General features: G+C 68.8%; 22 protein-coding genes. 6 read left to right on the top strand and 16 right to left on the bottom strand.

Translation table 11 applies throughout. The features are described from left to right. Positions 1-3: 3 nt before the first annotated feature. From BN1193_RS04815 to rpsD, 6 genes are all read right to left on the bottom strand, one after another. Entirely contained in the window at positions 4-882 is an 879-nt protein-coding gene (locus BN1193_RS04815; RefSeq protein WP_230206409.1) for a shikimate dehydrogenase family protein, read from the bottom strand. Further along, complete coding sequence (gene mltG, locus BN1193_RS04810; RefSeq protein WP_052460434.1) at positions 840-2,267, bottom strand: endolytic transglycosylase MltG; 1,428 nt, start codon at positions 2,265-2,267, stop codon at positions 840-842. The genes BN1193_RS04815 and mltG overlap by 43 nt, the downstream gene beginning before the upstream one ends. Next, positions 2,264-2,731, bottom strand: a complete 468-nt coding sequence (gene ruvX / locus BN1193_RS04805) for a Holliday junction resolvase RuvX (protein ID WP_040164384.1) — start codon at positions 2,729-2,731, stop codon at positions 2,264-2,266. The genes mltG and ruvX overlap by 4 nt, the downstream gene beginning before the upstream one ends. Next, the gene (gene alaS, locus BN1193_RS04800) at positions 2,728-5,388 is read right to left on the bottom strand and encodes an alanine--tRNA ligase (protein WP_040164383.1); all 2,661 of its coding nucleotides are present in this window, start codon (positions 5,386-5,388) and stop codon (positions 2,728-2,730) included. Before alaS ends, ruvX begins: the two co-directional genes overlap by 4 nt. 46 nt (positions 5,389-5,434) lie before the next feature. Next, positions 5,435-5,662, bottom strand: coding sequence for a hypothetical protein (locus tag BN1193_RS04795; RefSeq protein ID WP_040164382.1), 228 nt, complete (start codon positions 5,660-5,662; stop codon positions 5,435-5,437). Between the two features lie 111 nt (positions 5,663-5,773). Further along, complete coding sequence (gene rpsD, locus BN1193_RS04790) at positions 5,774-6,403, bottom strand: 30S ribosomal protein S4 (RefSeq protein ID WP_040164381.1); 630 nt, start codon at positions 6,401-6,403, stop codon at positions 5,774-5,776. 236 nt (positions 6,404-6,639) lie between these two features. Here rpsD and BN1193_RS04785 point away from each other — a divergent pair, with 236 nt between their 5' ends. Further along, positions 6,640-7,227, top strand: a complete 588-nt coding sequence (locus BN1193_RS04785; protein WP_040164380.1) for a hypothetical protein — start codon at positions 6,640-6,642, stop codon at positions 7,225-7,227. A gap of 21 nt (positions 7,228-7,248) precedes the next feature. On the opposite strand, the gene BN1193_RS04780 is transcribed toward BN1193_RS04785, so the two are convergent. Both BN1193_RS04780 and BN1193_RS04775 read right to left on the bottom strand, forming a co-directional pair. Further along, positions 7,249-8,229 carry a hypothetical protein gene (locus BN1193_RS04780; RefSeq protein ID WP_141396621.1) on the bottom strand — a complete coding sequence of 327 codons (981 nt, stop codon included), beginning with the start codon at positions 8,227-8,229 and terminating at the stop codon, positions 7,249-7,251. 58 nt (positions 8,230-8,287) lie between these two features. Beyond that, positions 8,288-9,232 (bottom strand): hypothetical protein, encoded by a 945-nt coding sequence (locus BN1193_RS04775; RefSeq protein WP_141396620.1) that lies wholly within the window; start codon positions 9,230-9,232, stop codon positions 8,288-8,290. Between the two features lie 642 nt (positions 9,233-9,874). Here BN1193_RS04775 and BN1193_RS04770 point away from each other — a divergent pair. After that, positions 9,875-11,266, top strand: coding sequence for an HNH endonuclease signature motif containing protein (locus BN1193_RS04770; RefSeq protein ID WP_195907802.1), 1,392 nt, complete (start codon positions 9,875-9,877; stop codon positions 11,264-11,266). Positions 11,267-12,210: 944 nt separating this feature from the next. Here BN1193_RS04770 and BN1193_RS04765 read toward each other — a convergent pair. Next, the gene (locus BN1193_RS04765) at positions 12,211-13,479 is read right to left on the bottom strand and encodes a replication-associated recombination protein A (protein ID WP_040164706.1); all 1,269 of its coding nucleotides are present in this window, start codon (positions 13,477-13,479) and stop codon (positions 12,211-12,213) included. A gap of 182 nt (positions 13,480-13,661) precedes the next feature. Here BN1193_RS04765 and BN1193_RS04760 point away from each other — a divergent pair, with 182 nt between their 5' ends. The 3 genes from BN1193_RS04760 (at position 13,662) to BN1193_RS04750 (ending at position 16,492) form a co-directional block, all read left to right on the top strand. Next, positions 13,662-13,994 (top strand): hypothetical protein, encoded by a 333-nt coding sequence (locus tag BN1193_RS04760; RefSeq protein ID WP_040164376.1) that lies wholly within the window; start codon positions 13,662-13,664, stop codon positions 13,992-13,994. A gap of 82 nt (positions 13,995-14,076) precedes the next feature. After that, complete coding sequence (locus BN1193_RS04755) at positions 14,077-15,852, top strand: DUF349 domain-containing protein (RefSeq protein ID WP_230206408.1); 1,776 nt, start codon at positions 14,077-14,079, stop codon at positions 15,850-15,852. A 106-nt stretch (positions 15,853-15,958) separates the two neighbouring features. After that, positions 15,959-16,492: a type IV toxin-antitoxin system AbiEi family antitoxin gene (locus BN1193_RS04750; RefSeq protein ID WP_052460433.1), complete on the top strand. Its 534-nt coding sequence runs from the start codon at positions 15,959-15,961 to the stop codon at positions 16,490-16,492. On the opposite strand, the gene BN1193_RS04745 is transcribed toward BN1193_RS04750, so the two are convergent. The 7 genes from BN1193_RS04745 to ruvC form a co-directional block, all read right to left on the bottom strand. Further along, entirely contained in the window at positions 16,479-18,731 is a 2,253-nt protein-coding gene (locus tag BN1193_RS04745) for a RelA/SpoT family protein (protein ID WP_040164375.1), read from the bottom strand. The genes BN1193_RS04750 and BN1193_RS04745 overlap by 14 nt on opposite strands. Before the next feature lie 57 nt (positions 18,732-18,788). Next, on the bottom strand, positions 18,789-19,808 hold the full coding sequence (gene secF, locus BN1193_RS04740; protein WP_040164374.1) for a protein translocase subunit SecF: 1,020 nt from the start codon (positions 19,806-19,808) through the stop codon (positions 18,789-18,791). After that, positions 19,808-21,526 (bottom strand): protein translocase subunit SecD, encoded by a 1,719-nt coding sequence (gene secD, locus BN1193_RS04735; RefSeq protein ID WP_040164373.1) that lies wholly within the window; start codon positions 21,524-21,526, stop codon positions 19,808-19,810. Before secD ends, secF begins: the two co-directional genes overlap by 1 nt. Before the next feature lie 44 nt (positions 21,527-21,570). Then, the gene (locus BN1193_RS04730; RefSeq protein ID WP_040164372.1) at positions 21,571-22,029 is read right to left on the bottom strand and encodes a preprotein translocase subunit YajC; all 459 of its coding nucleotides are present in this window, start codon (positions 22,027-22,029) and stop codon (positions 21,571-21,573) included. 66 nt (positions 22,030-22,095) lie between these two features. Then, entirely contained in the window at positions 22,096-23,121 is a 1,026-nt protein-coding gene (gene ruvB, locus BN1193_RS04725) for a Holliday junction branch migration DNA helicase RuvB (protein WP_040164371.1), read from the bottom strand. Beyond that, positions 23,114-23,728, bottom strand: coding sequence for a Holliday junction branch migration protein RuvA (ruvA, locus tag BN1193_RS04720; RefSeq protein WP_040164370.1), 615 nt, complete (start codon positions 23,726-23,728; stop codon positions 23,114-23,116). The genes ruvB and ruvA overlap by 8 nt, the downstream gene beginning before the upstream one ends. 55 nt (positions 23,729-23,783) lie before the next feature. After that, positions 23,784-24,350 carry a crossover junction endodeoxyribonuclease RuvC gene (gene ruvC, locus BN1193_RS04715; RefSeq protein ID WP_040164369.1) on the bottom strand — a complete coding sequence of 189 codons (567 nt, stop codon included), beginning with the start codon at positions 24,348-24,350 and terminating at the stop codon, positions 23,784-23,786. A gap of 464 nt (positions 24,351-24,814) precedes the next feature. On the opposite strand from ruvC, the gene BN1193_RS04710 reads away from it, so the two are divergent. Further along, the gene (locus tag BN1193_RS04710; protein WP_195907801.1) at positions 24,815-26,206 is read left to right on the top strand and encodes an HNH endonuclease signature motif containing protein; all 1,392 of its coding nucleotides are present in this window, start codon (positions 24,815-24,817) and stop codon (positions 26,204-26,206) included. Positions 26,207-26,608 lie beyond the last annotated feature (402 nt).

The raw sequence follows: 26,608 nt of genomic DNA, 5'->3' as shown, positions 1-26,608 counted from the left end.
GCTCTAGTCTCCCATGAGCGCCGAGCGCATCTCCGCCAATATGACGCTCTCGTTCGGCAACGGCTCGGCCACCTCGCCGGTCACGAAGATCCGTACCTGCAGGAGCGCCTGGTGCAGCAGCATGTCCAGTCCCGACGCGACCGGACGACCGGCACTCTGCCACGCCAGCGCCAGCGCCGAGGGCCACGGCGCATACACGACGTCCACGAGCGCGCCGCCGTTCTCGGCGAGCGCGCTGTTCACGTCGGCAGCGAGTTCGGTGCCGCCGGGGAGGGTGGCGATGGTGGCGTCGACCGGCGTCATCGCGCCGGTCTCATCCAACGCGCGCACTGTCGCTCGTATCCCGAGATCGGCGGCCTGTTCCGCGATCGCCGCCGCCTTCAGCGCACTGCGCGCCACCACCTCGAGGTCGCGCACGCCCGCCTCCGCGAAGGCGACCACGGCCGAGGACGCCGTCGCCCCGGACCCGATGATGCGGGCCGTGCGGGGTTCGGTCACGTCATGCTCAGCCAGCGCCAGCACGAGTCCGCCGACGTCGGTGTTGAACGCCCGTGGTTCGGCTTCGGTCAGCAGCAGCGTGTTGGCGACGCCCGTGCGAATGGCGCGCGCGTCACGCCACGGGCCGGCGGCGTAGGCGCAGTCCTTCAGGGGCATGGTCAGCGACAGTCCGCGCAGTTCGGCACGCGCCGTGACGAACTCCCGCTCGAAGCTCTCCTCCGACACCCGCCGGCGACCGTACTCCCAGTCCAGGCCCAGAGCCCGATAGGCGGCGCCGTGCAGCGCGGGCGAGCGACTGTGGTCGATCGGATCGCCCCAGACCTCCAGGCGGGTCATCGCGTTCAGCACCCCGAGTCCGGATTCGCAGCACACCACTCGTGCCACTTCTTCTCGTTCGCCTCCTGCTCGGCATAGGTCTTGGCGAAGAGCGTCTCGCCGGTGTCGAGGTTCACCGTGACGAAGTAGTACCACGGACCGTCCGCCGGATGCAGGGCGGCGGTGATGGCCGCATCGCCCGGGCTCGCGATGGGCCCGGCCGGCAGGCCCGGGTGCAGGTACGTGTTGTACGGGTTGTCGTTGGCACGGTCCTCGTCCGTGGTGGAGACCACGCCGTTGTGCATCTTGCCGACGCCATAGGCGACCGTGGAGTCCATCTGCAGCAGACCGTGGGTCTCGGTGTTGTCCGGGGCCAGACGGTTCATGATCACGCGAGCGACCTTCGGGAAGTCGTCCGTGCGACCCTCGCGCTGCACGATCGAGGCGATCGTCAGGATCCGCTGGCGGTCATCCTTCGGTACGCCGATCTGATCCAGGGACTGGTTCATCCGGTCGACCATCTTCTGCAGTGCGTCGTGGACGGAGGTGCCCTTGTCGAACTCGTACGTCGCCGGGAACAGCCACCCCTCCAACGACGACGCGTTCACGCCGAAGTCCTTCGGCTTCGCGGCGGCGGCGGTGACCTCTTTCGCGTCCACGCCCAGCACCTCGGCCAGGGCGGGCAGGATCGTCTGGGTCGAGTCTCCCTCGCGCACCAGCAGCGAGTTCTCCAGCCGATTCGCGGGGTCCTGGAGTGCCGTCAGGGCCGCAGCGGAGGTCATCTTCTCGTGCACCCGGTACACGCCCGGGTAGAAGTCCGGGTTCTTCCCCGACTTGACCAGGTACTGGTAGAACGCCGTGTCGGTCTTGGTGACTCCGGCCTGGAACAGCGTGGTCGAGATCACGCGTCCCGTGTCGCCGCTGCTGATCTGGATGCTCGTCTCGGCGCCCTCCTGGCCGGCGGCGTAGTCCAGCGGTTCGGAAACACCCATGAAGGACTTGATCTGCTCGCCGTACACGTTCCAGACCACGGCCCCGGCGCCGGCGATCGCGCCCAGGATGACGAGGACGATCAGGAACGCCCAGAGGCAGCCGCGGCGACGTCCGCGGCGCTTCTTCTGCTTGTCCACGGGCCGAACCGGCTCTCCGCTGAACAGGTCGGCCATGTCCGTCAGACCGTCGCCGTGAACGTCGGCGCGTCCCCGAGCGCGACGCTCCTCGCCGGTGCCGTCGTTCCCGTCACGCAACGAGGAGGCGGAGACCACCGTCGGCTCCGCCTGCTGAATCGGGAGGGCGCGCGTCGCTTCGTTCGCCTCAGCCGGTGCGACCACCGGGGGCGGAACCGGGACGCGTCGTCCGGTCTCGGGTGAGTCGCCGCGCGCCGCGGATTCGCGCAGCTCGCGTCGTGATCGGGGCGTCGCGTCGTCGGGACGGGGGTCCGAGGGTGTGCTCACACCTGCTCCTGGGGTGGGACGGGTTCACCGGCCGGGTTACCGGTGCGCTTCTCGATGTCGATCGCCTGCTGCAGCAGCACCACGGCGGCGACCTGGTCCACGATGCCACGGGACTGCTTCTGGTTTCGACCCACGCTGCGCAATTGGCTGTGCGCGGACACCGTTGTCAGACGTTCGTCGATCATGTGGACCGGCAGGTCTGCGGCCCGGAGCGCGGCCGCGAAGGCGCGCGCGTCCGCGGTCGAGGGGGTGTCCTCGCCGCGCAGGTTCAGGGGCAGGCCGACCACGATCGCCACCGCGTCCTGCTCCGCGGCGATGGCGAGGACGCGCGCCACCGCGGCATCGTCCCGCGGAACGGTCTCCACCGGTGTCGCGAGCATGCCGTCCGGATCGCAGCGTGCCACGCCGACGCGGGCCTTGCCCACGTCGACGCCGATCCGCACGCCGCGGCGGAAGTCCGTCATGCCCGCCCGAGCTCGTCGCGAACGGCGCGCAGCGCGGCGTCGACCGCGGAGGCATCGGTGCCACCGCCCTGAGCCATGTCGTCGCGACCGCCACCGCCACCGCCGAGCACGCCGGCGGCGATCTTGGCGAGGGCTCCGGCCTTCGCGCCCGCGTCACGGGCTGCCGGGTTGGTCGCAACCACCACGGTCGGACGCTCACCGGCGACACCCGCGAGAGCGACGACGGCGGGCACGGAGCCCAGGCGCTCACGCACGGAGTTCACCAGGGAGCGGACGTCGTCTGCGGAGCCGACCGCGCCGAGGTCGGCGGTGACGACCTGGTACGGGCCTTCCGCGGATGCGGTCTGCGCCAGCGCCGGAACCTGGTCCGCCAGGGCACGCGCCTCGAACGCGGCGATCTTCTTCTCCGCGGTCTTGAGGTTCGCGGACAGCTCCGCGATGCGGGACGTGAGCTGGTCGCGCGGCGTCTTCAGGGATGCCGTCAGCTCGTTCACGAGCGTGCGCTCGGCGACGAGTTCGCGGAACGCGTCCTGGCCCACGAGCGCCTCGACGCGACGGTTCGACGCACCCACGGAGGACTCGCCGATCAGGCTGACGAGCCCGATCTCCGAGCTGGCGGCGACGTGCGTTCCAGCGCAGAGTTCGCGCGACCAGGGACCGCCGATGTCGACCATGCGCACGACCGAGCCGTACTTCTCACCGAACAGCGCCATCGCACCGGCGGCCTTGGCCTCATCCAGCGACATCACGCGGGTGGTCACCTCGAGATTCGCGGCGATCGCGTTGTTCGTGATCTCCTCGATCTCGCTCTTCGTGGCACCGGACAGCGCCTGGCTCCAGGAGAAGTCGAAGCGCATGTATCCGGCGCGGTTCAGCGAACCGGACTGCGTCGCCGACTTGCCGAGCGTGTCGCGCAGGGCCGCGTGCACGAGGTGCGTCGCGGAGTGCGCCTGGCGCGCGGCGTGACGGTTCGCGGCGTCCACCACGGTCGTCGCGGCCATGCCGACCGCGACCTCACCGTCGATGACCTCGACGGTGTGGCTGACCAGGCCCGGTACGGGCTTCTGCACGTCCAGGACATCCAGCTCGTAGCCGGGACCGACGATGACGCCCTTGTCGGCGACCTGGCCGCCGGATTCGGCGTACAGCGCGGTCTCGGCGAGGATGACCTCGGCCACCGTGCCGACTCCGGCGCGGTCGACGCTGAGGCCGTCCACGAGGATGCCGAGCACGCGCGATCCGGTCTCCAGCTCGGTGTACCCGGTGAAGACCGTCTCACCCTGCGCACGGAAGTCGCGGTACACGCTGAGGTCGGCGATCGCGCGCTTGCGGCTCTTCGCGTCGGCCTTGGCGCGGGCGCGCTGGGCCTGCATGAGCTCGTTGAACGCGTCGCGGTCGACGCTGAGTCCGGCCTCCTCCGCGATCTCGACCGTGAGGTCGATCGGGAAGCCGTAGGTATCGTGCAGCAGGAAGGCCTCGTCACCGGCCAGCGCCGCCGAACCGGACTTCTTGGTGGCTTCGACGGCCTCGTCCAGGATCGCCGAACCGGAGGCGAGCGTGCGCAGGAACGTCTGCTCCTCGGCATAGGCGTACGTCGAGATGCGCTCCCAGTCGCTCTCCACGACCGGGTAACCGGCCTTCATCGCGTCGCGCGAGACGGGGAAGAGCTCGGGGAAGGTCGCCCGCTCCACGCCCAGCAGGCGCATCGAGCGGATCGTGCGACGCATCAGGCGACGCAGGATGTAACCGCGGCCCTCATTCGAGGGCGTCACGCCGTCCGAGAGCAGCATCAGGGCGGACCGCACGTGGTCGGCGATCACGCGGAAGCGGACGTCGTCGGCGTGGTCGGCGCCGTACGCGCGACCGGAGAGCTCGACGGCCTTGTCCAGGACCGGACGGACCTGGTCGATCTCGTACATGTTCTCGACGCCCTGCTTGAGGAACGCGATGCGCTCGAGACCCATGCCGGTGTCGATGTTCTTGTGCGGCAGCTCGCCGACGATGTCGAAGTCGACGCCGGAGCGGACGTTCGTGATGAGGTCCTGCATGAAGACCAGGTTCCAGATCTCCATGTAGCGGTCATCGTCGGCGGCCGGGCCGCCGTCCTTGCCGTACTCCGGGCCGCGGTCGTAGAAGATCTCCGAGTCCGGACCGCCGGGGCCGGGCTGGCCGGTGTGCCAGTAGTTGTCCGCGCGCCCGAGACGCTGGATGCGTTCGGCGGGCAGACCGACCACGTCGCGCCAGATCGACTCGGCCTCGTCGTCGGTCTCGAAGACCGTCACCCAGAGGCGGTCCGGGTCGAAGCCCAGTCCACCGTATTCCTCGGCGGAGGTGAGGAACTCCCACGCCATCGTGATGGCGCCCTCCTTGAAGTAGTCACCGAAGGACCAGTTGCCGAGCATCTGGAAGAACGTGCCGTGACGGGCGGTCTTGCCGACCTCTTCGATGTCGTTGGTGCGGATGCACTTCTGCACGTCTGCGGCGCGCGGGTACGGCGCCGGCACCACACCGGTCAGGTACGGGATGAACGGCACCATACCGGCGATCGTGAACAGGATCGACGGGTCGTCGCTGACCAGCGACGCGGAGGGGACGATGGTGTGGTTCTTGCGCTGGAAAAAGTCGAGATAGCGCTGCGCGATGTCCGCGGTCTTCATGGGTGTGGATCGTGTCCTTGTGATGCGGCCCGTGGGCCTGGGGTGCTCAGAGGGAGGTCTTGGCGGCGTTCTTGACCGATGCCGCGGCGTCATCGACGATCGCCGAGAGCGTCGCCTCCTGCTCGCGGTAGGCCTCACCGATGCGATCGGTGAACTCGTTGATCCGTGCGTCCAGCTCAGCGAGTGCCTCGCGGCCACGCGGGTCCTTGTTGACGAAGTGCGCGGCGACGAATCCCGCGGCCATGCCGACCAGGAACCAGAGCACCTTCTTCATGGGACCGTCCTTCGTTCGATTCGCAGAGGATGCCGGACGCACCGACATCCCTCCATCGTAGACGCGAAGAGGCGCCGGGTTGCCCCGACGCCTCTCCTGTGGTTGCTGTGATCAGCGAGCTGCGTAGTACTCGACCACGAGCTGAACCTCACACGTGACCGGAACCTCGGCACGCTTCGGCTTGCGGACCAGCTTGGCCTGCAGCTTGTCCAGCTCGACCTCGAGGTAACCCGGGACCGGGGGCAGGACGTCGGCGTGTCCGCCGGCGGCCGCGACCTGGAAGGGCTCGAGGCCCTCGCTCTTGGCCTTGACGTGGATGGTCTGACCCGGCTTCACGCGGAAGGAGGGGCGGTCCACGAGCTGGCCGTCGACGAGGATGTGACGGTGCACGACGAGCTGGCGAGCCTGCGAGGTGGAGCGGGCGAAACCGGCGCGCAGCACGAGGGCGTCCAGGCGCACCTCGAGGAGCTCGACCAGGTTCTCACCGGTCAGGCCCTCGCTGCGGCGAGCCTCGTTGAACGCGATGCGAAGCTGCTTCTCGCGGATGCCGTACTGGGCACGCAGACGCTGCTTCTCGCGGAGGCGGACGGCGTAGTCGCTGTCCTGCTTGCGCTTGGTGCGGCCGTGCTCACCGGGAGCGTAAGGACGCTTCTCGAGGATGCGGGCGGCCTTCGGGGTGAGGGCGACACCGAGCGAACGCGACAGGCGCGCCTTGCTACGGGTACGGGACTTCGTCGACACGACGTTGTTCCTTTCGATGACGTGGTCGCGACTTTCGTGACTCACGGGCGTATCTCCACTCCCTCGCCCGGACGACACGTACGCCGAGGCGCGTCGAACGGAACTGCAGAAGGTGTGGGATGCCCGAAACTGTGGTTCGAGCCGATCAAGTCTAACAGAGGCCGAGCGCAGACCATCTACCGCGTCCCGGGGCATCAGGCGAGAATGACGAGGGCCGGCGGATGAGGGGACGGGACATGCGATTGAGACTCCCCCAGACGCGCACCTCCACCCTCATCGGTGCCGCCATCTTCGGCGTCGTGATCGTGGTCGGCGTCATCATCGCCGTCACGCAGCCGGCCAATCGCGCCTGGGCACTCATCGGGACTCCGGTCCTGTGCCTGATCTTCGCCGGAATGCTGGCCACGCGCACCGTGCTGGACGCAGACCACGGGTCGATCACGACAACGCGGGTGTGGGTCTTCCGTCGCCGGGTCGACCTCGCTTCGGCCACCCGGATCGCGATCGGCCCGAACAACAACAATCGCGCGGTCTTCGGTGTCCGGGGCTCGGGCGGAACGGTCTTCGTGGACCTGGTGCACTGCAGTACCGGGGTGAACGTCGCGCTCGAGCCACCGGCGCTCACCGCGCTCGCGGACGCCGTGGAGCGCTTCGTGCCACCGGCCGTCCCGCGCCGGACCGAGGTCGTCGCGCAGTTGCGGGCTCAGGCCGCGTTCCTGGCCGGGGGCGGACGCCCGCAGGACTCCCCGCTCGCCCCGATGGCCACCGCGAGCCTCGTCAAGGCCGCGACCAACGCCGAGTCCGTCTTCACGATGCTCGCGTGACGCACCGGCGCTCGCGTGTCGTCAGCCGACGTGCTGCAGCACGGACGAGACCACCGTGACGCCGGCACCGTATCGCTCGTCGAGATCGGCCTGCAGGGAACCGTCGTCATACACGACCTGGACGTCGACACGGTCCGCCAGGTCGTCCGGCGTGGCCCACTCCAGGCGCGTACCCGGCGAGCCGAGCGTGCCGCTGTTCGCGTTCGCCCAGAGTTCGTCGGCGATCCGCTGCAGCTCACCGGCCGCGTGTCCGCCGGTGGAGATGCACAGCATGCCGCCGTAAACGGCCCGCATCGCCGCCTCCGCTCCGGCGGGGTCCGCGGTCACGCGCACATTCAGGATCGTGCGGGCGGGGTCGGTGTAGGTCGCCTCGAGGTCGCTGAGGGTCGGGTCCGCCAGCGTGATGGTGTCGACCCAGGTCACGGACAGATTCGGCAACCCGTTCGCGGTCTCCTCGGCACGCTGGAGGTCCGCATCGGTCGCTCGCTTCGGGTCCACGAGGGTCCAGCCACCCGCCGGCGCCGGGCAGGGCGAGCGGAAGGTGGAATCCGGTGATGCCGGTGCGGACGTGGGCGTCGGCGCGGGCGCCTCGGACGCCGGTATCGCTTCGTCGACGGCCAGGACGTCCCGCTGCGGGTCGTAGGTCCCGGTGACGACGAACTCGCCCCACCGCACGACCGGGGGACCGACGTCCGGCACGGCCGTCGCCCCGTCGAGTCCACCGGCGGTGGAGAACTGGCCCGCGTGGTCGTCCCAGTTCCACCCTTCGAGCCGGGTACCCGAGCACTGGGGCGGCAACGAGTCGAGAATCATGCCCGTGCAGAGCTGGGGGCCGTCATTCGCCTCGAGAACCGTGACCGGTACGGACGTGGTCAGCCGCTGTGCGGTGGGCTCCGCCGACGCCGTCGTCGGAGCTGTGCCCGGGGCGGCGGCGAGCGTCGCACAACCGGCGATTGCGAGCACGAGCGGCGTGACCAGCACCGCGAGCAGCATCCTCCGCATGATTTCTCCTTCTTCTCTCACCCGCAGGTGTTCGCGCGGGCGGCGGCCCGCGCCGCCGTCAAACGACCGGGCGCAGCGCCGGTTGCACGTCCACGACCCCGACGCCGTAGGTCTCGTCGAGTTCGGTCTGCAGTGCGCGGTCCGGGTCGATGATGACAGAGAGCCGGACCACGGCGTTCGTCCCGATGGTTCCGACGCCGAGGAGGTCACGCCTATCCACCCGGGCCGCCATCTCCTGACTGAGGCTCTCGAGCTCCGCAGCCGTGTACCTCCCCGTGCTGACGCAGAGCATCCCGCCCCACACCTCTCGGACGGCGGCCTCGGCCACGGCCGGGTCCCCGGTGACGCGCACATTGAAGATCGTGCGAAGCGGTCCCGAGGTCCCTTCGACGCCCGTTCGGTCGTCCGCCCAGGAGGTCACGTAGTCCGGGAGTGCGCGGACCATCTGCTCCGCCATGTCCAACGTCTGCGATGTCGTGCGGGCCGGATCGAGCACCAGCCAGCCGCCGCTCGGCTCCGCGCACGGAGTCTCGAAGGCGTGGACCGGCGACGGGCGGGGCACCGTCCATTCCTTCGCAGGGACGGCGCTGACCACCGTCAGCGCGAACGCGTCCGCGTCGTAGGTTCCGGTCACGACGAACTCCCCGAAGCGGTCATCCAGGACCGGCAGATCCCGTGAGGTCGGGTCGATCACGTTGTCGACGAGCGTGTAGGCGCCCTCCCACTCGGCCCAATCCCACCCGATCAGCGCCGGACCCCCGCACTGCGGCGGGTAGGAATCCGCCACCGCACCGAGGCAGAGCTGCGGCCCATCTCCGGTGTCGAGCACCATCACCGGGAACTGCGTCGTGACGAGTCCGTTCTGCGTCGCCTCGGATCCGTGCGGTGTCCCGGGGCCTTGCGCAGCGCCTGCGGTGTGTGCGGCGCCTGCGGCGCCGGCACATGCTGAGGCGAGTGCACCTGCCGTCACCAGCACCAGCGATGTGATCACAAACCGTCGCATGTCTCCCCCGAGCCTTGACGTTCTTCTTTGTCAGTGTCGAGAGTCGCGGGATCGTCTCACCCGAGATATGTGGCGGTTCGTCGCGTCGCCGAAACGGCCGAGTCTCTTCGCCTGATACGGCGCGAGTCGTGTGGATGGTTGCGGGGCGCGGATCTCGGAACGGCCGGGCTGGGTGCGCTCGGTGCCGGGGTTCTGATTGTCGGGACAGGGGTGTGGACACCTCGCGTTCCAGCGTGCTCGGCTCCTTCTGGCTTATGACGACACGGGTTCTCGGGACGGTCGCGTTCTCCTGTCGGCGCGCGGATCCGAGAGTGGCGGGGTCGGGTGCGCTCGTCACTGCGCGTTCTCTTCGCGCCGCGCTTCGAGGGTCGGGGTGGCTGGGTTTCGGCTTAAGACTGCCCGGCGGATGGATGCGTTCCGGACGCCGTCTCGCGATCCGCGTTCGGTGCCCCATTCCGGGCCGGGTGAGGCCAGTGCGGGCTCCCTCCGCCTCGGTCGTTGGGCGAGCGTCAGCGAGGCGAAAGACGGGGAGATGGGTGGCTGGATCGGGGTGAGAGAAACCTCATCTCCACAGACTGAAATCCATCCACAGCCTGGGGTATTCAACGTCCAATGTCGGTGCCCCGGCGTAAAATATGGGTTATGAACACCACGATGGAACGGACCCGGGAAACGATGGCACACGCCGTCGCCGACCTCCGCTCCATCCTCGCCTCCGGCACCCTCGACACGGCCGACCGGGACGACATGCTCGGGTTCCTGATCGGAGTCGGAGACCTCTACCGGCAGGTTGAAGCCACCCTGGTGATCGGCACCGGTGTCATCGAGAAGCGCTCCGCCACGGCGGAGCGCTTCGACGTTTCGAGCGACTGCCGCTCCTCGAACGAAGTGATGCAACGCACCACCGGCGCGGCACCCACCACCGTCAAGCGATGGAGCCGGCTCGCGGCGACGATCAGGCCCGCTCGGGTGTTGTCCTCGGGTGAGCAGAAGCCGGCCGAGTTCCCCGCCCTGCGCGACGCACTGACCACTGGTGCCATCGGCGCCGACGGCCTTGAAGCCGCGACACGGCCGTTTCGGGAGATCAAGGATCGCGTCGACGCGACTGATCTCGCGGAGGTTGACCAGGTTCTCGCCGCGATGACCACGACGACTGGTGCCCCGGTGATGTGTGACACCGTCCGCGACCTCTCCCTCCGACTGGCCACAGACCTCAACCTCACGGGTTCCGAAGACGAAGAGGAGAAGGCTTTCCGGGGTCGGGCGCTCCGGCTCGGGGTCAAGCGCAATGAGCTCGTGCCGATCACCGGTCAGCTCGTCCCTGATGTTGCCGGTGCACTCTCGGTGTTGCTGGATTCGATCAACAACCCGCACGGCCAGCCCGCCGGGGTGAAGTTCCGGCCCACCGACGAGTCGGACGAGAATGCGGATGTGCGGAGCATGGCTCAGCGCAACCACGACGCGCTCGGCACCATCCTCGCCGCCGTCCCGAACGCTCCGGACATGCCGACCAATGGTGGCGGCGCCCCGGTCCTCGTGATCCACGCGACCGAAGACACCGTTCGTGCCGGACAGGGGTGGGCCACGATCCCCGGAGCCGATGGCACCGGGACGGATGTGCCGGTGCCGTTCGCCGCGGCGAAGCACGTCGGATGCTGTGGCACCATCCAGCACCTCACCACCGCCGCCACCGGACGGATCGTCAAGCTCACCATCGACAAGCGCGTCTTCAACACCGACCAACGCCGTGCGATCAGCGCCCGGGACCGGTCCTGCGTCATCCCGGGATGCCACACCCCGGCACGGTGGTGTGAAATCCACCACGTGAAGGAATGGTCCAACGGCGGTCAGACGGACGTCGATAACGGGGTGCTGATCTGCTGGCACCACCACCGATTCATCGACCGCATGGGCTGGGACATCCGCATGAACGACGGCGTCCCCGAAGTCCGACCACCGGACTGGATCGACCCCACGAAATCCTGGCAACCCACCGGCCCACGCGCCACGGGCCGACCGAAGCGGGGTGCGTGATGCGTAGGGAGAACTTCGCCCACACCGCTCCCACCCCACACCCTGCGACGCTTCGTCCCGCTGACGCTCGCTCAACCACCGCGATCGGCGCGCCCAGCGGTACTGGGAGGGCGACAAGAGCCTCGACTGATACCGGTAGGGAGATGGCGACCGGTAGGGAGATGGCGACCACCATCACTGCGGCCACCCCAGGGACGCGACCCGGCGACGTGAGCCGATCCATGACGGGCAGCCTTAAGCCGAAAACGCACCCATGCCGGAACCCGCAGCGCCACACGGAACCGGCCCACGGCACCCCGAGCGCGCCCGACGCAACCACCCCGCAATCCGCGCGCCGACGCGTGAACCCAACCACCCCGACAACCCGTGTCGTCTCAAGCGAAATGAACCCAACCACGCTGGAACGTGAGACGAACAACTCCGCCACGCACCGAGCGACCCTTCGTCTCGCTGACGCCAGCTCACCAACCGGGACGGCGATCGCTGGTGAGATGGCGACCGGCATCACGAAGTCCACTTCAGGGAAGCGACCCGGCGACGTGAGCCGCCCCATGACGGGCGGTCTTAAGCCGAAAACGCAACGCCGCCGGAACCCGCAGCGCCAGACGGAACCCACCCACGGCACCCCGAGCGCACCCGACGCAACCACCCCGAGAACCGCGCGCCGACGCATGAACGGCACCATCCGCCCAGCCCGTGTCGTCTCAAGCGAAATGAACCCAACCACGCTGGAACGCGAGACGAACAACTCCGCCACGCACCGAGCGGCCCTTCGTCTCGCTGACGCCAGCTCAACGGCACCCGCGACCCCACGGACCGACGGCACCATCCGCGTGATCCGCATCGTCCTCTGCCGCCGCACGAGAAGGACCGCTCAACGTCCCGGGGGCCTGATGCAGACCACCCCGACGCCGCGTCCGCGCTCGGCGCCGAGAGCGCATCACTCAGCCTTCGAGAATGCGGCGGATCTTCTCCAAACGCGCCTGCACGTCACGCTCCGCGCCCAGGGGCTTCGGATCGTAGTAGCGCCGGCCGACGAGTTCGTCGGGCAGATACTGCTGCGGCGAGATGCCGATCTCCGAATCGTGCGGGTACACATACCCCTTGCCGTGCCCGAGCCGCTTCGCCCCGGGATAGTGCGCATCCCGCAAGTGCTTCGGCACCCGCCCGAACCCGCCCCCGCGGACATCGGCGATCGCGGCGTCGATGGCGACATACGCCGCGTTCGACTTCGCTGTCGTGGCGAGGTAGATCGTCGCCTCGGCCAGCGGGATGCGCCCTTCCGGCATACCGATGAACGCAACCGCATCCGCAGCCGCCACGGCGACCGTGAGGGCATGCGGGTCAGCGAGCCCGACGTCCTCGGCCGCGGAGATCACCAGCCGCCGCGCGATGAAGCGCGGGTCCTCCCCCGCCTCGATCATCCGGGCGAGGTAGTGCACCGCGGCATCCGGATCGGAACCGCGAATGGACTTGATGAACGCACTGATCACGTCATAGTGCTCATCGCCCTGGCGGTCGTACCGCAGCAACGCCCGGTCGACGGCCTGAGCGACGACGTCCGCCGTGACCCGCGGCGTCTCCCCCTCGTCGGCCTCCGCGACCGCGGCCGCCGCCTCCAGCCCGGTCAGCGCCCGCCGCGCATCACCGGACGCGAGCCGCACCAGCGCCTCATAGGCGTCATCGTCCACCGCGACGGTGCCGTGCAGACCACGCGGATCCTCCACGGCACGCCGCAGCAGCATCGTGAGGTCCTCGTCGGTCAACTGCTGCAGCGTCAGCAGGAGCGAGCGGGAAAGGAGCGGCGAGATCACCGAGAACGACGGGTTCTCGGTCGTCGCCGCGATGAGAATCACCCACCCGTTCTCGACGCCCGGCAGCAGTGCGTCCTGCTGCGCTTTCGTGAAGCGATGGATCTCGTCGAGGAAGAGGATCGTGGACCGACCATAGAGGTCGCGCTGGTCGAGCGCCTCCTTCATCACCTCGCGGACGTCCTTGACGCCCGCCGTGACGGCGGACAGCTCGACGAACCGCCGCCCGGACGAGCGCGCGATCGCCTGCGCCAGCGTCGTCTTGCCGGTCCCGGGTGGTCCCCAGAGGATCACCGACACCGCGCCGGCCGCCGCTTCCGGATCCGCGAGCTTCACCAGAGGCGAACCGGGGCGCAGGAGATGCTGCTGCCCCGCGACTTCATCCAGCGACGTCGGACGCATGCGAACCGCGAGCGGAGTCTGCCCCTGGTGCAGCGCGGTCGGTCGGTTCACCGTTCCAGGCTAGTCCGCGATGCCGACACCCCGGTCCCATCGGAAACCCACGGTTTTGTCCGGACCCGACGCCTCCGTAGGATCGTCCGCAGTGCGCGCACGCGCATGAGGCTTCTCTGTGGAGGTGGCGCGTGGCGTCGACAAACAAGGCGGGAGCGGGCAAGGAGCACGCGGCCCGCGTCCAGCGCGAGCGCGCTCGGGTGTACGAGGCCCGGGAGCGCATGCACAGCGAGGCCGTATCCCGTCGCCGCCGCGACAACATCATCGCCGGAATCGTGGGCGGCGTGATCGTCGTCGGCGCCATCGTCGGCCAGGCCGTGTATTTCGGTGTCGGCCCGGGAAAGCCGGTGCCCACGGTCTCACCGACGAGCACGACCACGGTCCTGCCCACCCCGGAATCGACGCCGACGACGGCGCCCGAGAGCTCCCCGACACCGGAACCGGAGTCGTCCACCGCGGAGTGACCCTCGCGCGGGGGTCCGCGCGTATTAGGCTGGTTGCGTCCTTTCCCGCCTCCACACGGCCACGCCGCGTAAGGAGTACACCTTGTCTGTCACCGAATCCACCCCGAACTCCGCTCCGGAACCGGCCGAGGAGCCCACCGCGAACACCGCGGCGGCCGAGACCGAGCCGACCGGCACCGACGACGTGACCGCGGCGCCGACGTCCGAAGCGCCGGCGACCGAAGAGACTCCCGCCACCGAGGAGACTCCCGCCGCCGACGAGGCTCCCGCCGCTGAGGAGACTCCTGCCGCTGACGAGACGCCGGCTGCTGACGAGACCCCCGCCACCGAGGAGACTCCCGCCGCTGAGGAGACCCCGGCCGCCGACGAGGCTCCCGCCGAGACCACTCCGCCGCGCCCCCCCGCGGGGGGCGACCCCCCCCCCGGCGACGAGCCGCGGCCGGCGGACGACCCCCCCCCCCCCGGAGCCCCCCCCCCCGCGGGGGACCCCCGGCCGCCCGACGAGGCTCCCGCCGAGAACACTCCGGCCGCCGAGACTCCGGCAGCCGACGACGCCGCACCGTCGCCGACTCCCGCACCGGGCCCGCGCCCGTCGCCGGCCGCGATGCGTCCCCGCAGCGCCGCACCGGTCGCTCCCGCCGAGGAGTGGGGTCGGGTCGACGACGAGGGCACCGTGTCCGTCCGCGAGGGCGAGGAATGGCGCGTCGTCGGTCAGTACCCGGACGGCACGCCCGCCGAGGCTCTGGCCTACTTCAAGCGGAAGTATGACGAGCTCGCGTTCAAGGTCAACAACCTCGTCCAGCGGCACTCCGCCGGTGGCAGCTCGGCCTCCGACCTCACAAGCCAGGCCAAGCACCTGCTCGGTGAGCTCGACGGCGCCGCGGCCGTCGGAGACCTCAAGACCCTCACGGATCGACTCGAGGCTCTTGTCGCCGTCCTCAGCACGGCGACCGCCGAAGAGGCGCAGGCGGCCCGCGAGGCCGTCGCCGAGGCCGTCACCTTCCGCACCGGCATCGTCGAGAAGGCCGAGGCGCTCGCCGCCCGGGACCCCGAGACGGTGCAATGGAAGCAGACGTCCGCCGACCTGAACGACCTGTTCACCGCCTGGCAGGAGCACCAGTCCACGGGTCCTCGCCTGCCGAAGTCGTCCGCGCAGGAGCTGTGGAAGCGATTCCGCACCGCCCGCAGCACGGTCGAGAAGGCCCGCCGCGAGTTCTTCTCCAAGTTGGATGAGACGCACAAGACGGCCCGCGACGCGAAGGCGAAGCTCGTCGACCGCGCCGAGGCGCTCGTCTCCCGCGGCGAGGAGGGCATCCCCGCCTACCGTTCGCTCCTGGACGACTGGAAGCGCGCCGGACGTGCCGGACGCAAGGCCGACGACGCCCTCTGGGCCCGCTTCAAGGCGGCCGGAGACGCGCTCTACGGCGCACGCTCTGAGCGCGACGCCGCCGAGCAGGCCGAGTCCGAGCCGCGCATCGAGGCCCGCAAGGCGCTGCTCGTCGAGGCCGCGAAGGTGCCGGACGAGAGCGACCTGCGCAAGGCCCGTCAGTTGCTGACCGACATCCAGCGTCGCTGGGACGAGGTCGGCCGCATCTTCCCGCGCGACCGTGAGCGTGCCCTCGACGACGACATGCGCAAGATCGAGCAGGCGCTCCGCTCGCGCGAGGACGTCGACTGGAAGAAGAACAACCCGGAGACGAAGGCCCGCGCGACCGGCATGGCCGCACAGCTGGCCGAGGCGATCGAAAAGCTCGAGTCCGAGCTCGATGCCGCGAAGGCCTCCGGCGACGCGAAGGCGGCGAAGGAGGCCCAGGAGGCCCTCGACGCCCGCCGCGCGTGGCTGAAGGCCATCGGCTGACCCCACGGTGACGACCGGCCCCGAATCCTCGGATCCGGGGCCGGTGCCGTGTCCGGCCGTGTGGAGAACCGCACAGTGAACCTCGGGCAGCACTCACACTGTGCCGATGACCTTCGTGTACTTCCCGGATGACGCACTCTCCGCGACGGAGCTCGCCGCAGCCCGGCTCGACGGGCATCTCATCGAGCTCGGCGCGGGCTACCTCGCCGCTGACTCCCCCGACACCCCGTGGATGCGCGCCCGTTCACTCCGTCCGGTCCTCGGCGACGTGCTGGCGGCAACCCACCGCACCGCCGCGTGGGTGCACGGCGCGCTGGATGAAGCGCCGCCGCGCTGGGAGGTGCAGCGTTGCAGTCCCCACCGCCTGCACCGGATCCCGGACTGGCGCCTGGACTACCGGGATCTGCAGATCCTCCCGGCCGACCTCGTCCGGATGGCTGGCGTGCACATCACCACGCCGGCCCGCACGGTCGCCGACCTCGCCCGCCCCGACACCGGCGATCCGGAGACGCTCGCCGCGCTGCTGAGCCTCCTTCCGGAGGCCGCCACCGCGGCGCTGGACTGGTTCCGGGACAATCCCGGCCGACCGGGCGCGCGCGCCGCACGCGAGACGCTGCAGGAGTGGCTCAGGACGAGGTGACGCGGTACACGTCGTACACCGCGTCGATGCGCCGCACGGCGTTCAGTACGCGGTCGAGATGGACGATGTCACCCATCTCGAACACGAACCGGCTGATCGCGAGACGGTCGTTCGTGGTCTGCACACTCGCCGACAGGATGTTCACGTGATACTCGGTGAGCACCCGCGTCACGTCCGAGAGCAGGCCACCACGATCGAGCGCCTCCACCTGGATCTGCACGAGGAACACGCTCTTGCTGGTCGGCGCCCATTCCACGTCGATCAGCCGATCCTTCTCAGCCATCAAGGATTTCACGTTCGTGCAGTCCGCGCGGTGCACGCTCACGCCGCTGCCGCGCGTGACGAAGCCGAGGATCTCGTCCCCCGGCACCGGCGTACAGCACTTGGCGAGCTTGACCAGGATGTCCCCGGCACCGCGGACCAGCACGCCGGAGTCACTGTTGCGCGGACGATGGGTCTTGCCGACCGTCGGCAGATCGATCGGCCCGGTCGCCGGGTCGGACGCGTTGACGAGCGCGGTGACCTTCTCCAGCACCGACTGCGTCGAAACGTGGCCCTCGCCGATCGCGGCGTACAGGGCGGAGACGTCCTCGTAGTGCATCGACTGGGCGACTTCGGAGAACGAATCGTGGCTCATCAGGCGCTGCAGCGGCAGGTTCTGCCGACGCATCGCGCGAGCGATCGCCTCCTTGCCCTGCTCGACCGCTTCCTCGCGCCGCTCCTTGGTGAACCAGCCGCGGATCTTGTTGCGCGCACGGGTCGACTTGACGAACGTCAGCCAGTCCTGGCTCGGCCCGGCGTCCGGATTCTTCGACGTGAACACCTCGACCACGTCGCCGGAGTGCAGCTCGGTCTCCAGGGGCACCAACCGGCCGTTGACCTTGGCCCCCATCGTGCGGTGACCGATCTCGGTGTGCACCGCGTACGCGAAATCGACCGTCGTCGCGCCGGTGGGCAGGCCGATGACCCGTCCCTTCGGCGTGAAGACGTAGACCTCCTTGGCGCCGATCTCGAACCGCAGCGAGTCCAGGAACTCGCCGGGATCGGCGGTCTCGGCCTCCCAGTCGGAGATGCGCTTGATCCACGCCATATCGGCGTCCGTGGCGGTCGTCGCGGCGTCGCCCTTGCCCCCGCGCATCCGCTCCTTGTAGGCCCAGTGCGCCGCAACGCCGTACTCGGCCTGCTGGTGCATCTCGTGGGTGCGGATCTGGATCTCCACAGTGCGCCCGCCGGGGCCGATGACCGTGGTGTGCAGGGACTGGTAGAGGTTGAACTTCGGGGTGGCGATGTAGTCCTTGAACCGCCCCGGCAGTGGCGTCCACCGGGCGTGGATCGCGCCGAGGACCGCGTAGCAGTCGCGCACCGTGCCGACCAGCACACGGATGCCGATGAGGTCGTAGATGTCATCGAACTCTCGTCCGCGCAGAACCATCTTCTGGTACACGGAGTAGAGCTGCTTGGGCCGGCCCATGACCTTGCCCTTGATGCGCAGGTTGCGCAGGTCCTCATCGACGGCGGTGATCACGCTCTGCACGAGCTGCTCGCGCTGCGGAGTGCGCTGCTTGACCAGGCTCTCGATCTCGGCGTAGATCTTCGGATGCAGGACCGCGAAGGAGAGGTCCTCGAGCTCGCTCTTGACCGTCGCGATACCGAGGCGGTGTGCCAGCGGGGCGTAGATCTCCAGCGTCTCGGTGGCCTTCTTGCGCGCCTTCTCTGGTGGGACGAAGCCCCACGTGCGGGCGTTGTGCAGCCGGTCGGCGAGCTTGATCAGCAGCACCCGGATGTCCTTGGACATCGCCACGATCATCTTGCGCACCGTCTCGGCCTGCGCGGAGTCGCCGTACTTGACCTTGTCGAGTTTGGTGACACCGTCCACCAGCATCGCGACCTCGTCGCCGAACTCGGCGGCGAGGTCCTCCAGCGGGTAGCCAGTGTCCTCCACGGTGTCGTGCAGAATCGCCGCGGCCACCGCGCGCGGACCGAGGCCCAGCTCCGCGAGGATCTGCGCCACCGCCACCGGGTGCGTGATGTAGGGCTCACCGCTCTGACGCTTCTGACCCTCGTGGAGGTTCTTGGCGACCTTGTAGGCGTGCTCGACGATCGTCAGATCACCCTTCGGGTGATTCGACCGCACGGTGCGGAGCAGGTGCTCCAGGTCATCGTGACGGACCGACCGCGAGAAGATCCGCGGCACGGTCCAGCGCAGTGACGAGGAGCCGGGAGGGAGCGTCTCGGTCATGTGCTCACCTCCAGCTCGATTCCGATAATCCTACGGCCCCGTGAGCGGGCGAGGAAATCAGACGGAGACGGCTTCTTCGGCGCGACGCTGGGAGAGAACCTTCTTGTCGTGCGCGCGGATCTTCGGCTCGTTCTCGCGGAACAGCGAGTACAGCGGAGCCGCCACGAACAGCGTCGAGTAGGCGGCCACGATGATGCCGACGGTGATCGACAGCGAGATGTCACTCAGCGTCTGAGCGCCCATCCAGGTCGCTCCGATCACGAGGATCGCACCCACCGGCAGCACCGCGACGATCGAGGTGTTGATCGAGCGGACCAGCGTCTGGTTGACACCGAGGTTCACCGACTCGCCGAACGTGCGATGCGAGGCCGACCCCTGCTCCGAGGTCGTCTCCCGGATCTTGTCGAACACGACCGTGGTGTCGTAGAGCGAGTACCCGAGGATCGTCAGGAATCCGATCACCGCGGCCGGGGAGATCTCGAACCCGAACAGCGCGTAGACGCCGACGGTGATCACGAGCACGTCCACCAGACCGATGATCGCCGCCGCGGACATCTTCCAGGTGCGGAAGTAGAGCGCGAGGATCAGGAAGGCGAGGGCGAGGAAGATCCCGAGGCCCCACAGGGACTGACGGGTGACGCCCTCGCCCCAGCTCGCGCCGATGGCGGAGCTGGAGACGTTGTCGACCGGGACGTCGTACGCCTTCGCGAGTGCGGCGCTGACGCGGTCAGCCTCCGACGCGGCGCCGTCCGCACCGGGCGCGGTGCTGATCTCGCCGGTCTGCACCTTGATCGAGTTGCCACCGATCGTGGTCACCTTGCCGACCGCGTCCGGGACGACCGACTGCAGCGCCTTCTCGGCGACGTCCTGGTCTTCGGCGTGCTTGACGTCCACGACGGTGAACTGCGTACCACCGGTGAACTCGATGGAGAACTGCGGCGTCTTGATGACCACGACGAGCACAGAGGCGATCACCAGGATCGCCGCGATGGCGAACCACAGCGTGCGGCGCGCGACGAACGGGACCGAGGTCTTGCCGGTGTAGAGGTCGTTACCCAGCTGGTTCATGGAGCGCATCAGTCGTTGTCCTTCTTCTCGCTCGTACCCGCATTCCGGGCGGCGAGCGCCTCCGCCTGCTTCCGCTCCGCGATCGTCTGTCGGCGTTCGGCCTCACCACGGCTGCGCTTGTCGCGCGCCGCGCGGCCCCGCGAAGACGCGGCGGAGTCCACCGTGCGGAACGTCGCTCGCTCGGCGGCCACGGCCCCCAGTGCCTTCGCGTTCATGCCGGACAGCACGTGACCGTCGCCGAAGAACCGCGTCCGCGCCAGGAGCTGCATCACCGGGTGGGTGAACAGGATGAAGATCAGGATGTCGATCACGGTGGTCAGGCCAAGCGTGAACGCGAAGCCCTTCACGGTGGCGTCGGCGAGGATGTACAGCACGACGGCGCAGAGGATGTTGATCGACTTCGAGATGTAGATCGTCCGCTTCGCGCGGTTCCAGCCGTCCTCCACCGCACCGGTGACGGACTTGCCATCGCGCAACTCGTCTCGGATGCGTTCGAAGTAGACGATGAAGGAGTCCGCGGTGAATCCGATCGTGACGATCAGACCCGCGACGCCGGCGAGCGAAAGACGGAAGCCCATTCGCCAAGCGAGCACGCAGATGGTGATGTACGTGATCACGGCCATCACCGCGAGCGAGGCGATGATCACGAAGCCGAGGGCGCGGTAGGACAGCAGCGAGTACACCGCGACCAGGCCCAGGCCGATCAGCGCGGCGATCAGACCGATCTGCAGCTGCTGCGAACCGAGCGTGGCGGAGATCGTCTGGTCCGACTGAACCTCGAAGCTGATCGGCAGCGCACCGAACTTCAGCTGGTCGGCGAGCGTCTTCGCGGATTCGGCGGTGAAGCTGCCGGAGATCTCGGGCCTGCCGTCGGTGATGATGCCGTTCATCGACGGCGCGGAGATGACCGAGCCGTCCAGGACGAACGCGAACCGGTTCTGCGGGTCCTGCAGGCTGTACAGGCGCTGGCTGATCTTGGCGAAGGTCGTGGTGCCCTCCGAGTTGAACCGCAGCTGCACGACGTTCTGGTTGGTCTGCTGGTTCACGCCGCTGGAGGCGTCGGAGATGTCCGATCCGGTGATCTCCACCGGGCCGAGGATGTACTTCTCGGTGCCGGTGGTGTCGCAGGTGACCAGCGGCTCGTCCTTCGGAGCGTTGGACACGTCGGCCGGCTTCGCGCAGTCGTACGCGCCGTACTCGGCCGCCAGCTTCTCGGAGACCCAGTTGATGTCGCTGCCGTTGGTCGGTGAGATCGTCGGGGTCGGGATCAGCGACGGGTCGGTCGGATTCGGCGTCGGCTTGCCGTCCTCGCCGATCGAGGTCGTCGAAGAGGAGGTGGCCGCGATCACCGCACGCAGCTCCATCTGAGCCGCCGAGGTGATCCGCGTGCGCGTGGCGTCATCCAGCTTGTTGCCCGGAACAGAGACGACGACGTTGCTGCCGCCCTCTGTGGTGATCTCGGTCTCCCCGACACCGGACGCGTCCACGCGCTGGCGGATGATGTCCACCGCCTGGTTCATCTGGTCGGCGGTGGGTGTGCCGCTGTCGGTCTTCGCCTTCAGGATGATCTGGGTGCCGCCCTGCAGGTCCAGACCGAGCTCGGGTGCCCACGAGCTCTTGTCGAACACGTAGACACCGAGCGCATTGATGCCGAAAAGGACGGCGATGATCGCCAGGAGTCCGACGAGCGCACGCCAGGCGTGTCGGACGGGAGTGGATGTGGCCACGAACGGGTCAGCTTTCTCGGATGAGCCTCACGAAGAGGCGGGAATCAGGCCTGCTTGTCGTCGCCCTCGAGGCGACGGCGGGTCTCCTCGACGGTCTCAGAGACCGGCGGGGTGTTCGCGCCGTACTTCTTGTCCTCCGCGACGATCTCGGTGAAGGTCTGGTCATCGGCAGCCGTGTCGCGCGTGTCGACGGGCTCGACCTCCGCGTCATCCAGCGGCGTCTCGTCGACCTCAGAAGGGGTGATGATGCGCGCGATGGCCTGCGAGTGCACCCGGATGACGACACCCGGTGCGATCTCGATCTGCGCCGGCTCGTCCAGGTCGTCGGGGTCATAGGACACGATCGTGCCGAAGATGCCACCGTTGAGCATCACCTCGACACCCGGGACCGTCTGACGCGCCTTGGCCTCCTGCTCTTCCTTCATCTTCTTCATCCGCTTGCGCGAGTTCCAGAACATGAACGCGACGAGCGCGAGGAGGACAACGATCAGGAGGTAATCCATCGGATGCCAGACCTTTCGATTTGGGGGGGCGCAGAAGTGCGCAGAAGATCCGCAGACCTCCAGCGATTATAGGTCATCGAACCTCAGCCCCATCTCGGCGTGCGGCACGCCGAGATGGGCATACGCTTCGGGCGTCGCGATCCGGCCGCGCGGAGTGCGGCCGAGGAAGCCGATGCGCACGAGGTACGGCTCGACGACGCTCTCGATCGTGTCGGGTTCCTCGCCGACCGCGACGGCCAACGTGGACAGGCCGACCGGTCCCCCGCGGAACCGGCGCACCACGGCGTCCAGAACCGCGCGGTCCAGGCGATCCAGCCCGATCGCGTCGACGTCGTACAGCTCCAGGGCAGCACCCACCGCAGCGAGGTCCGGCTCCTCACCGTGCACCAGCAGATAGTCACGGACGCGGCGCAGCAGGCGGTTCGCGATACGGGGGGTGCCCCGGGAGCGTCGCGCGATCTCGCCGCGCGCCTCGGGTGAGAGGTCCACACCCAGGACGCCGGATGATCGAGCGACGACCTGCTCGAGCTCAGCGGCGTCGTAGAACTCCAGGTGCGCGGTGAAGCCGAAGCGGTCGCGCAGCGGATTCGGCAGCAGCCCGGAGCGGGTCGTGGCGCCGACGAGGGTGAACGGCGCCAGCTCGAGCGGGATGCTGGTCGCACCGGCGCCCTTGCCGACCATGATGTCGATGCGGAAGTCCTCCATCGCGAGGTACAGCATCTCCTCCGCGGAGCGGGCCATGCGGTGGATCTCGTCGATGAAGAGGACTTCGCCGGGGGTGAGGCTCGAGAGCACGGCGGCGAGATCTCCGGCGTGCTGGATCGCGGGGCCCGAGGACATCCGCAGGGCGCGGCCGCTCTCGTGCGCGATGATCATGGCCAGGGTCGTCTTGCCGAGTCCGGGCGGGCCGGACATCAGAATGTGATCGGGCGAGCGCTGCTGGATGCGGGCGGCCTCCAGCAGGAGCTGCAGCTGCTTGCGCACCTTGTGCTGGCCGATGAAGGAATCCAGCGATTCCGGGCGGAGGGCGCCCTCGATCGCGAGTTCGGTGGCGTCCTGCGCGGCGGCGCTGAGCGGAGATTCGTCAGCCACGGGACGCTCCCGGGCCGAGGGCGGCGAGGGTCCGGCGCAGCAACGCCTGCACGCTCTCGCGTTCGGCGGCGGACGCCTCGGCGGCGACCTGCTGGACCGCCTCCGCAGCGGTGCGTTCATTCCAGCCGAGACCGGTCAGCGCGGTGGTGACCTGGGTGGCGACGTCGGGCGCGACGGCGCCGGACGCGACGGCGGCTGCGGGCGAGGGCGGCGCGATCTTGCCGGCGAGTTGCACCGTGATGAGTTTCGCGGTCTTCGGTCCGATACCGGAGACCTTTCGGAACGGCGTATCGTCCTCGTTGGCCACGGCGACCGCGATCTGCTCGGCGGTGAGCGCCGAGAGCACGCCGAGCGCCGATTTCGGGCCGACGCCGGAGACGCTGATCAGGATCGTGAAGACCTCCAACTCCTCACGGCTGGCGAAGCCGTAAAGGCTGAGCAGGTCCTCGCGCACGATCAGGTGCGTGTGCAGCGCCACCGTGTCACCGGCGTGCGAAGTGCGCGCGACATCCGGTGGCACCGCGACGGTGAAGCCGACACCGCCGACCTCGACGATGAGCGAGTCGGACGAGACGTGCAGCACACTGCCGCGCAGGGACGAGATCACGTGACCACCCTAGCCGGGGAGTCGTACAGATGTTCGAGCGACACTCCCCCGCCGGTCACCGGCGCGCGCGTCGTTCGGCGTCAGCCCAGGCCCGTTGCGCCGGAGTGAGCGTCCCGACACGGCCGGCCGGCGCGGCCTGTCCCGGTCCGGAGCGCCACGCGTGGCAGAGCGCGATCGCGAGGGCGTCGGCGGCGTCGGCCGGTTGCGGGAGTTCGCTCAGGCCGAGCACGCGCGCGACCATCGTCTGCACCTGAAGCTTCTCCGCCGAGCCGAACCCCGTGATCGCGGCCTTGACCTCGCTCGGCGTGTGCGTCGCCGTCGGCAGCCCACGGTCCGCCGCGAGCATCAGCGCCACGCCGGAGGCCTGGGCCGTGCCCATCACCGTGCTGCGGTTCTGCTGCGCGAAGACGCGTTCCACCGCCACGACGTCGGGGCGGTGCTCATCCAGCACCTCACGAATGCCCGCCGCGATCATCGAGAGCCGCCGACCGGGATCGAGATCGGCCGGCGAGCGAACGACACCGACATGCACGAGGCGCGCGCTGCGGTTCGCGGCGACGTCGACCACACCGACACCACATCGAGTCAGTCCGGGGTCGATTCCGAGCACGCGCGTTGTCACGGATTCAGCGTATGTGCGGGGCCGGGTGAGAGGGAGTGAGGCGCGCGGGGCGCCGCGTTCGCGCAGCGACGCGCAGGCGACGCGCAGCGACGCGCAGCGATCCAGGCCGTGGCGCTGTCGAGCATGTGGTGTTCTCCGGCCTTTGCGCTCTCCACCCCGGCCGCTCAGCGACGGAGCCAGCCGTGAGAGTTCCTGCACCCCCCGTTCGCGCCACGGCTCCCGTTGCCGTCGCTACAGCTTCCTTCGCTTAAGACGGCGCCGTGGATGGATGCGTTCCGGACGCCGGCTCGCGTTCCATATCGGGGCCGCGCCGACGATCGTTGGACGAGCGTCAGCGAGATGAAAAGGCGTGTGCTGCGGGGCGGGTTCGGGGTGAGAGAAACCTCATTTCCACGGGCCGAAATCCATCCACAGCCTGGGATATTCAACGTCGAATGTCGGTGCCCCGGCGTAAAATATGGGTTATGAACAACACGATGGAACGGACCCGGGAAACGATGGCTCACGCCGTCGCCGACCTCCGCTCCATCCTGGTTTCCGGCACCCTCGATACGGCCGACCGGGAGGACATGCTCGGGTTCCTGGTCGGGGTCGGAGACCTGTATCGACAGGTCGAAGCCACCCTGGTGATCGGCACTGGTGTGATCGAGAAGCGCTCCGCCACGGCGGAGCGCTTCGACGTTTCCTCCGACTGCCGCTCCGCGAACGAAGTCCTGCAACGCACCACGGGTGCCGCCCCCACCACCGTCAAGCGATGGAGCCGCCTGGCCGCGACCATCAAGCCTGCTCGGGTGTTGTCCTCGGGTGAGCAGAAGCCGGCCGAGTTCCCCGCCCTCCGCGAGGCACTGACCACTGGTGCGATCGGGGCGGACGGCCTCGAAGCCGCAACCCGGCCCCTGCGGGACGTCAAGGACCGCGTCGATCCGGCCGACCTCGCAGAGGTTGACCAGGTTCTCGCCGCAATGACCACCACCACCGGTGCGCCGGTGATGTGCGACGCCCTCCGCGACGCTTCTCTCCGCCTGGCCACAGACCTGGACATCACGGGTGCCGAGGATGAAGAGGAGAAGGCGTTCCGAGGGCGGGCCCTGCGGCTCGGGGTCAAGCGCAACGGTCTCGTGCCCGTCTCGGGTCAACTCGTCCCGGATGTTGCAGGTGCACTCTCGGTCCTGCTGGATTCGATCAACAACCCGCACGGCCAGCCCGCGGGTGAGAAGTTCCGGCCCTCCGTCGAGTCCGACGAGAACGCGGATGTGCGGACGATGGCGCAACGGAACCACGATGCTCTCGGCACCATCCTCGCCGCGGTGCCGAACGCTCCCGACATGCCGGCCAGCGGTGGCGGCGCACCTGTCCTGGTGATCCACGCGACCGAAGACACCGTCCGTGCCGGTGAGGGCTGGGCCACGATCCCCGGGGCAGATGCGACGGGTACCGATGTGCCGGTCCCGTTCGCCGCCGCGAAGCACGTCGGATGCTGTGGCACCATCCAACACCTCACCACCGCCGCCAACGGCCGGATCGTGAAGCTCACCATCGACAAGCGGCTCTTCAGCACCGACCAACGCCGAGCGATCAGCGCCCGGGACCGGTCCTGCGTGATCCCCGGATGCCACACCCCGGCACGGTGGTGTGAAATCCACCACGTGAAGGAATGGTCCAACGGCGGTCAGACGGACGTCGACAACGGGGTGCTGATCTGCTGGCACCACCACCGATTCATCGACCGCATGGGCTGGGACATCCGCATGAACGACGGCGTCCCCGAAGTCCGACCACCGGACTGGATCGACCCCACGAAATCCTGGCAACCCACTGGCCCGAGAGCCGCAGGCCGACCGAAACGGGGTGCCTGATGTCCAGGGAGAACTCCGCCCACACCACGCCCACCCCGCCCGCCACGCTTACGTTTCGACTCGCGCACGCTGACGCCGCGACCAGGCAAGGGAACCACGCCAGGAACGTGACCGGCGCGAGGGCAACCGCCTCGCGGACGCGACCCGCCGACGGGAGCCGATCCATGACGGACGGTCTTAAGCCGAAAACACAACCCCGCCGGAACCCACAGCGCCGAACGCAACGCACCCACGCCATCCCGAGCGTACCCGACGCAACCACCCCGAAATCCGTGCGCCGACACGTGAACCCAACCACCCCGACAACCCGTGTCGTCTTAAGCGAAAAGAACGCGACAACGCCGGAACGCGACACGACAACCTCCGCCACCCACGGACCGACGTCTGGTCCCGCTGACGCTC

The organism is Microbacterium gorillae (assembly GCF_000826185.2).
Taxonomy (GTDB): Bacteria; Actinomycetota; Actinomycetes; order Actinomycetales; family Microbacteriaceae; genus Microbacterium; species Microbacterium gorillae.
This window is presented reverse-complemented; position numbering and strand designations above follow the sequence as displayed.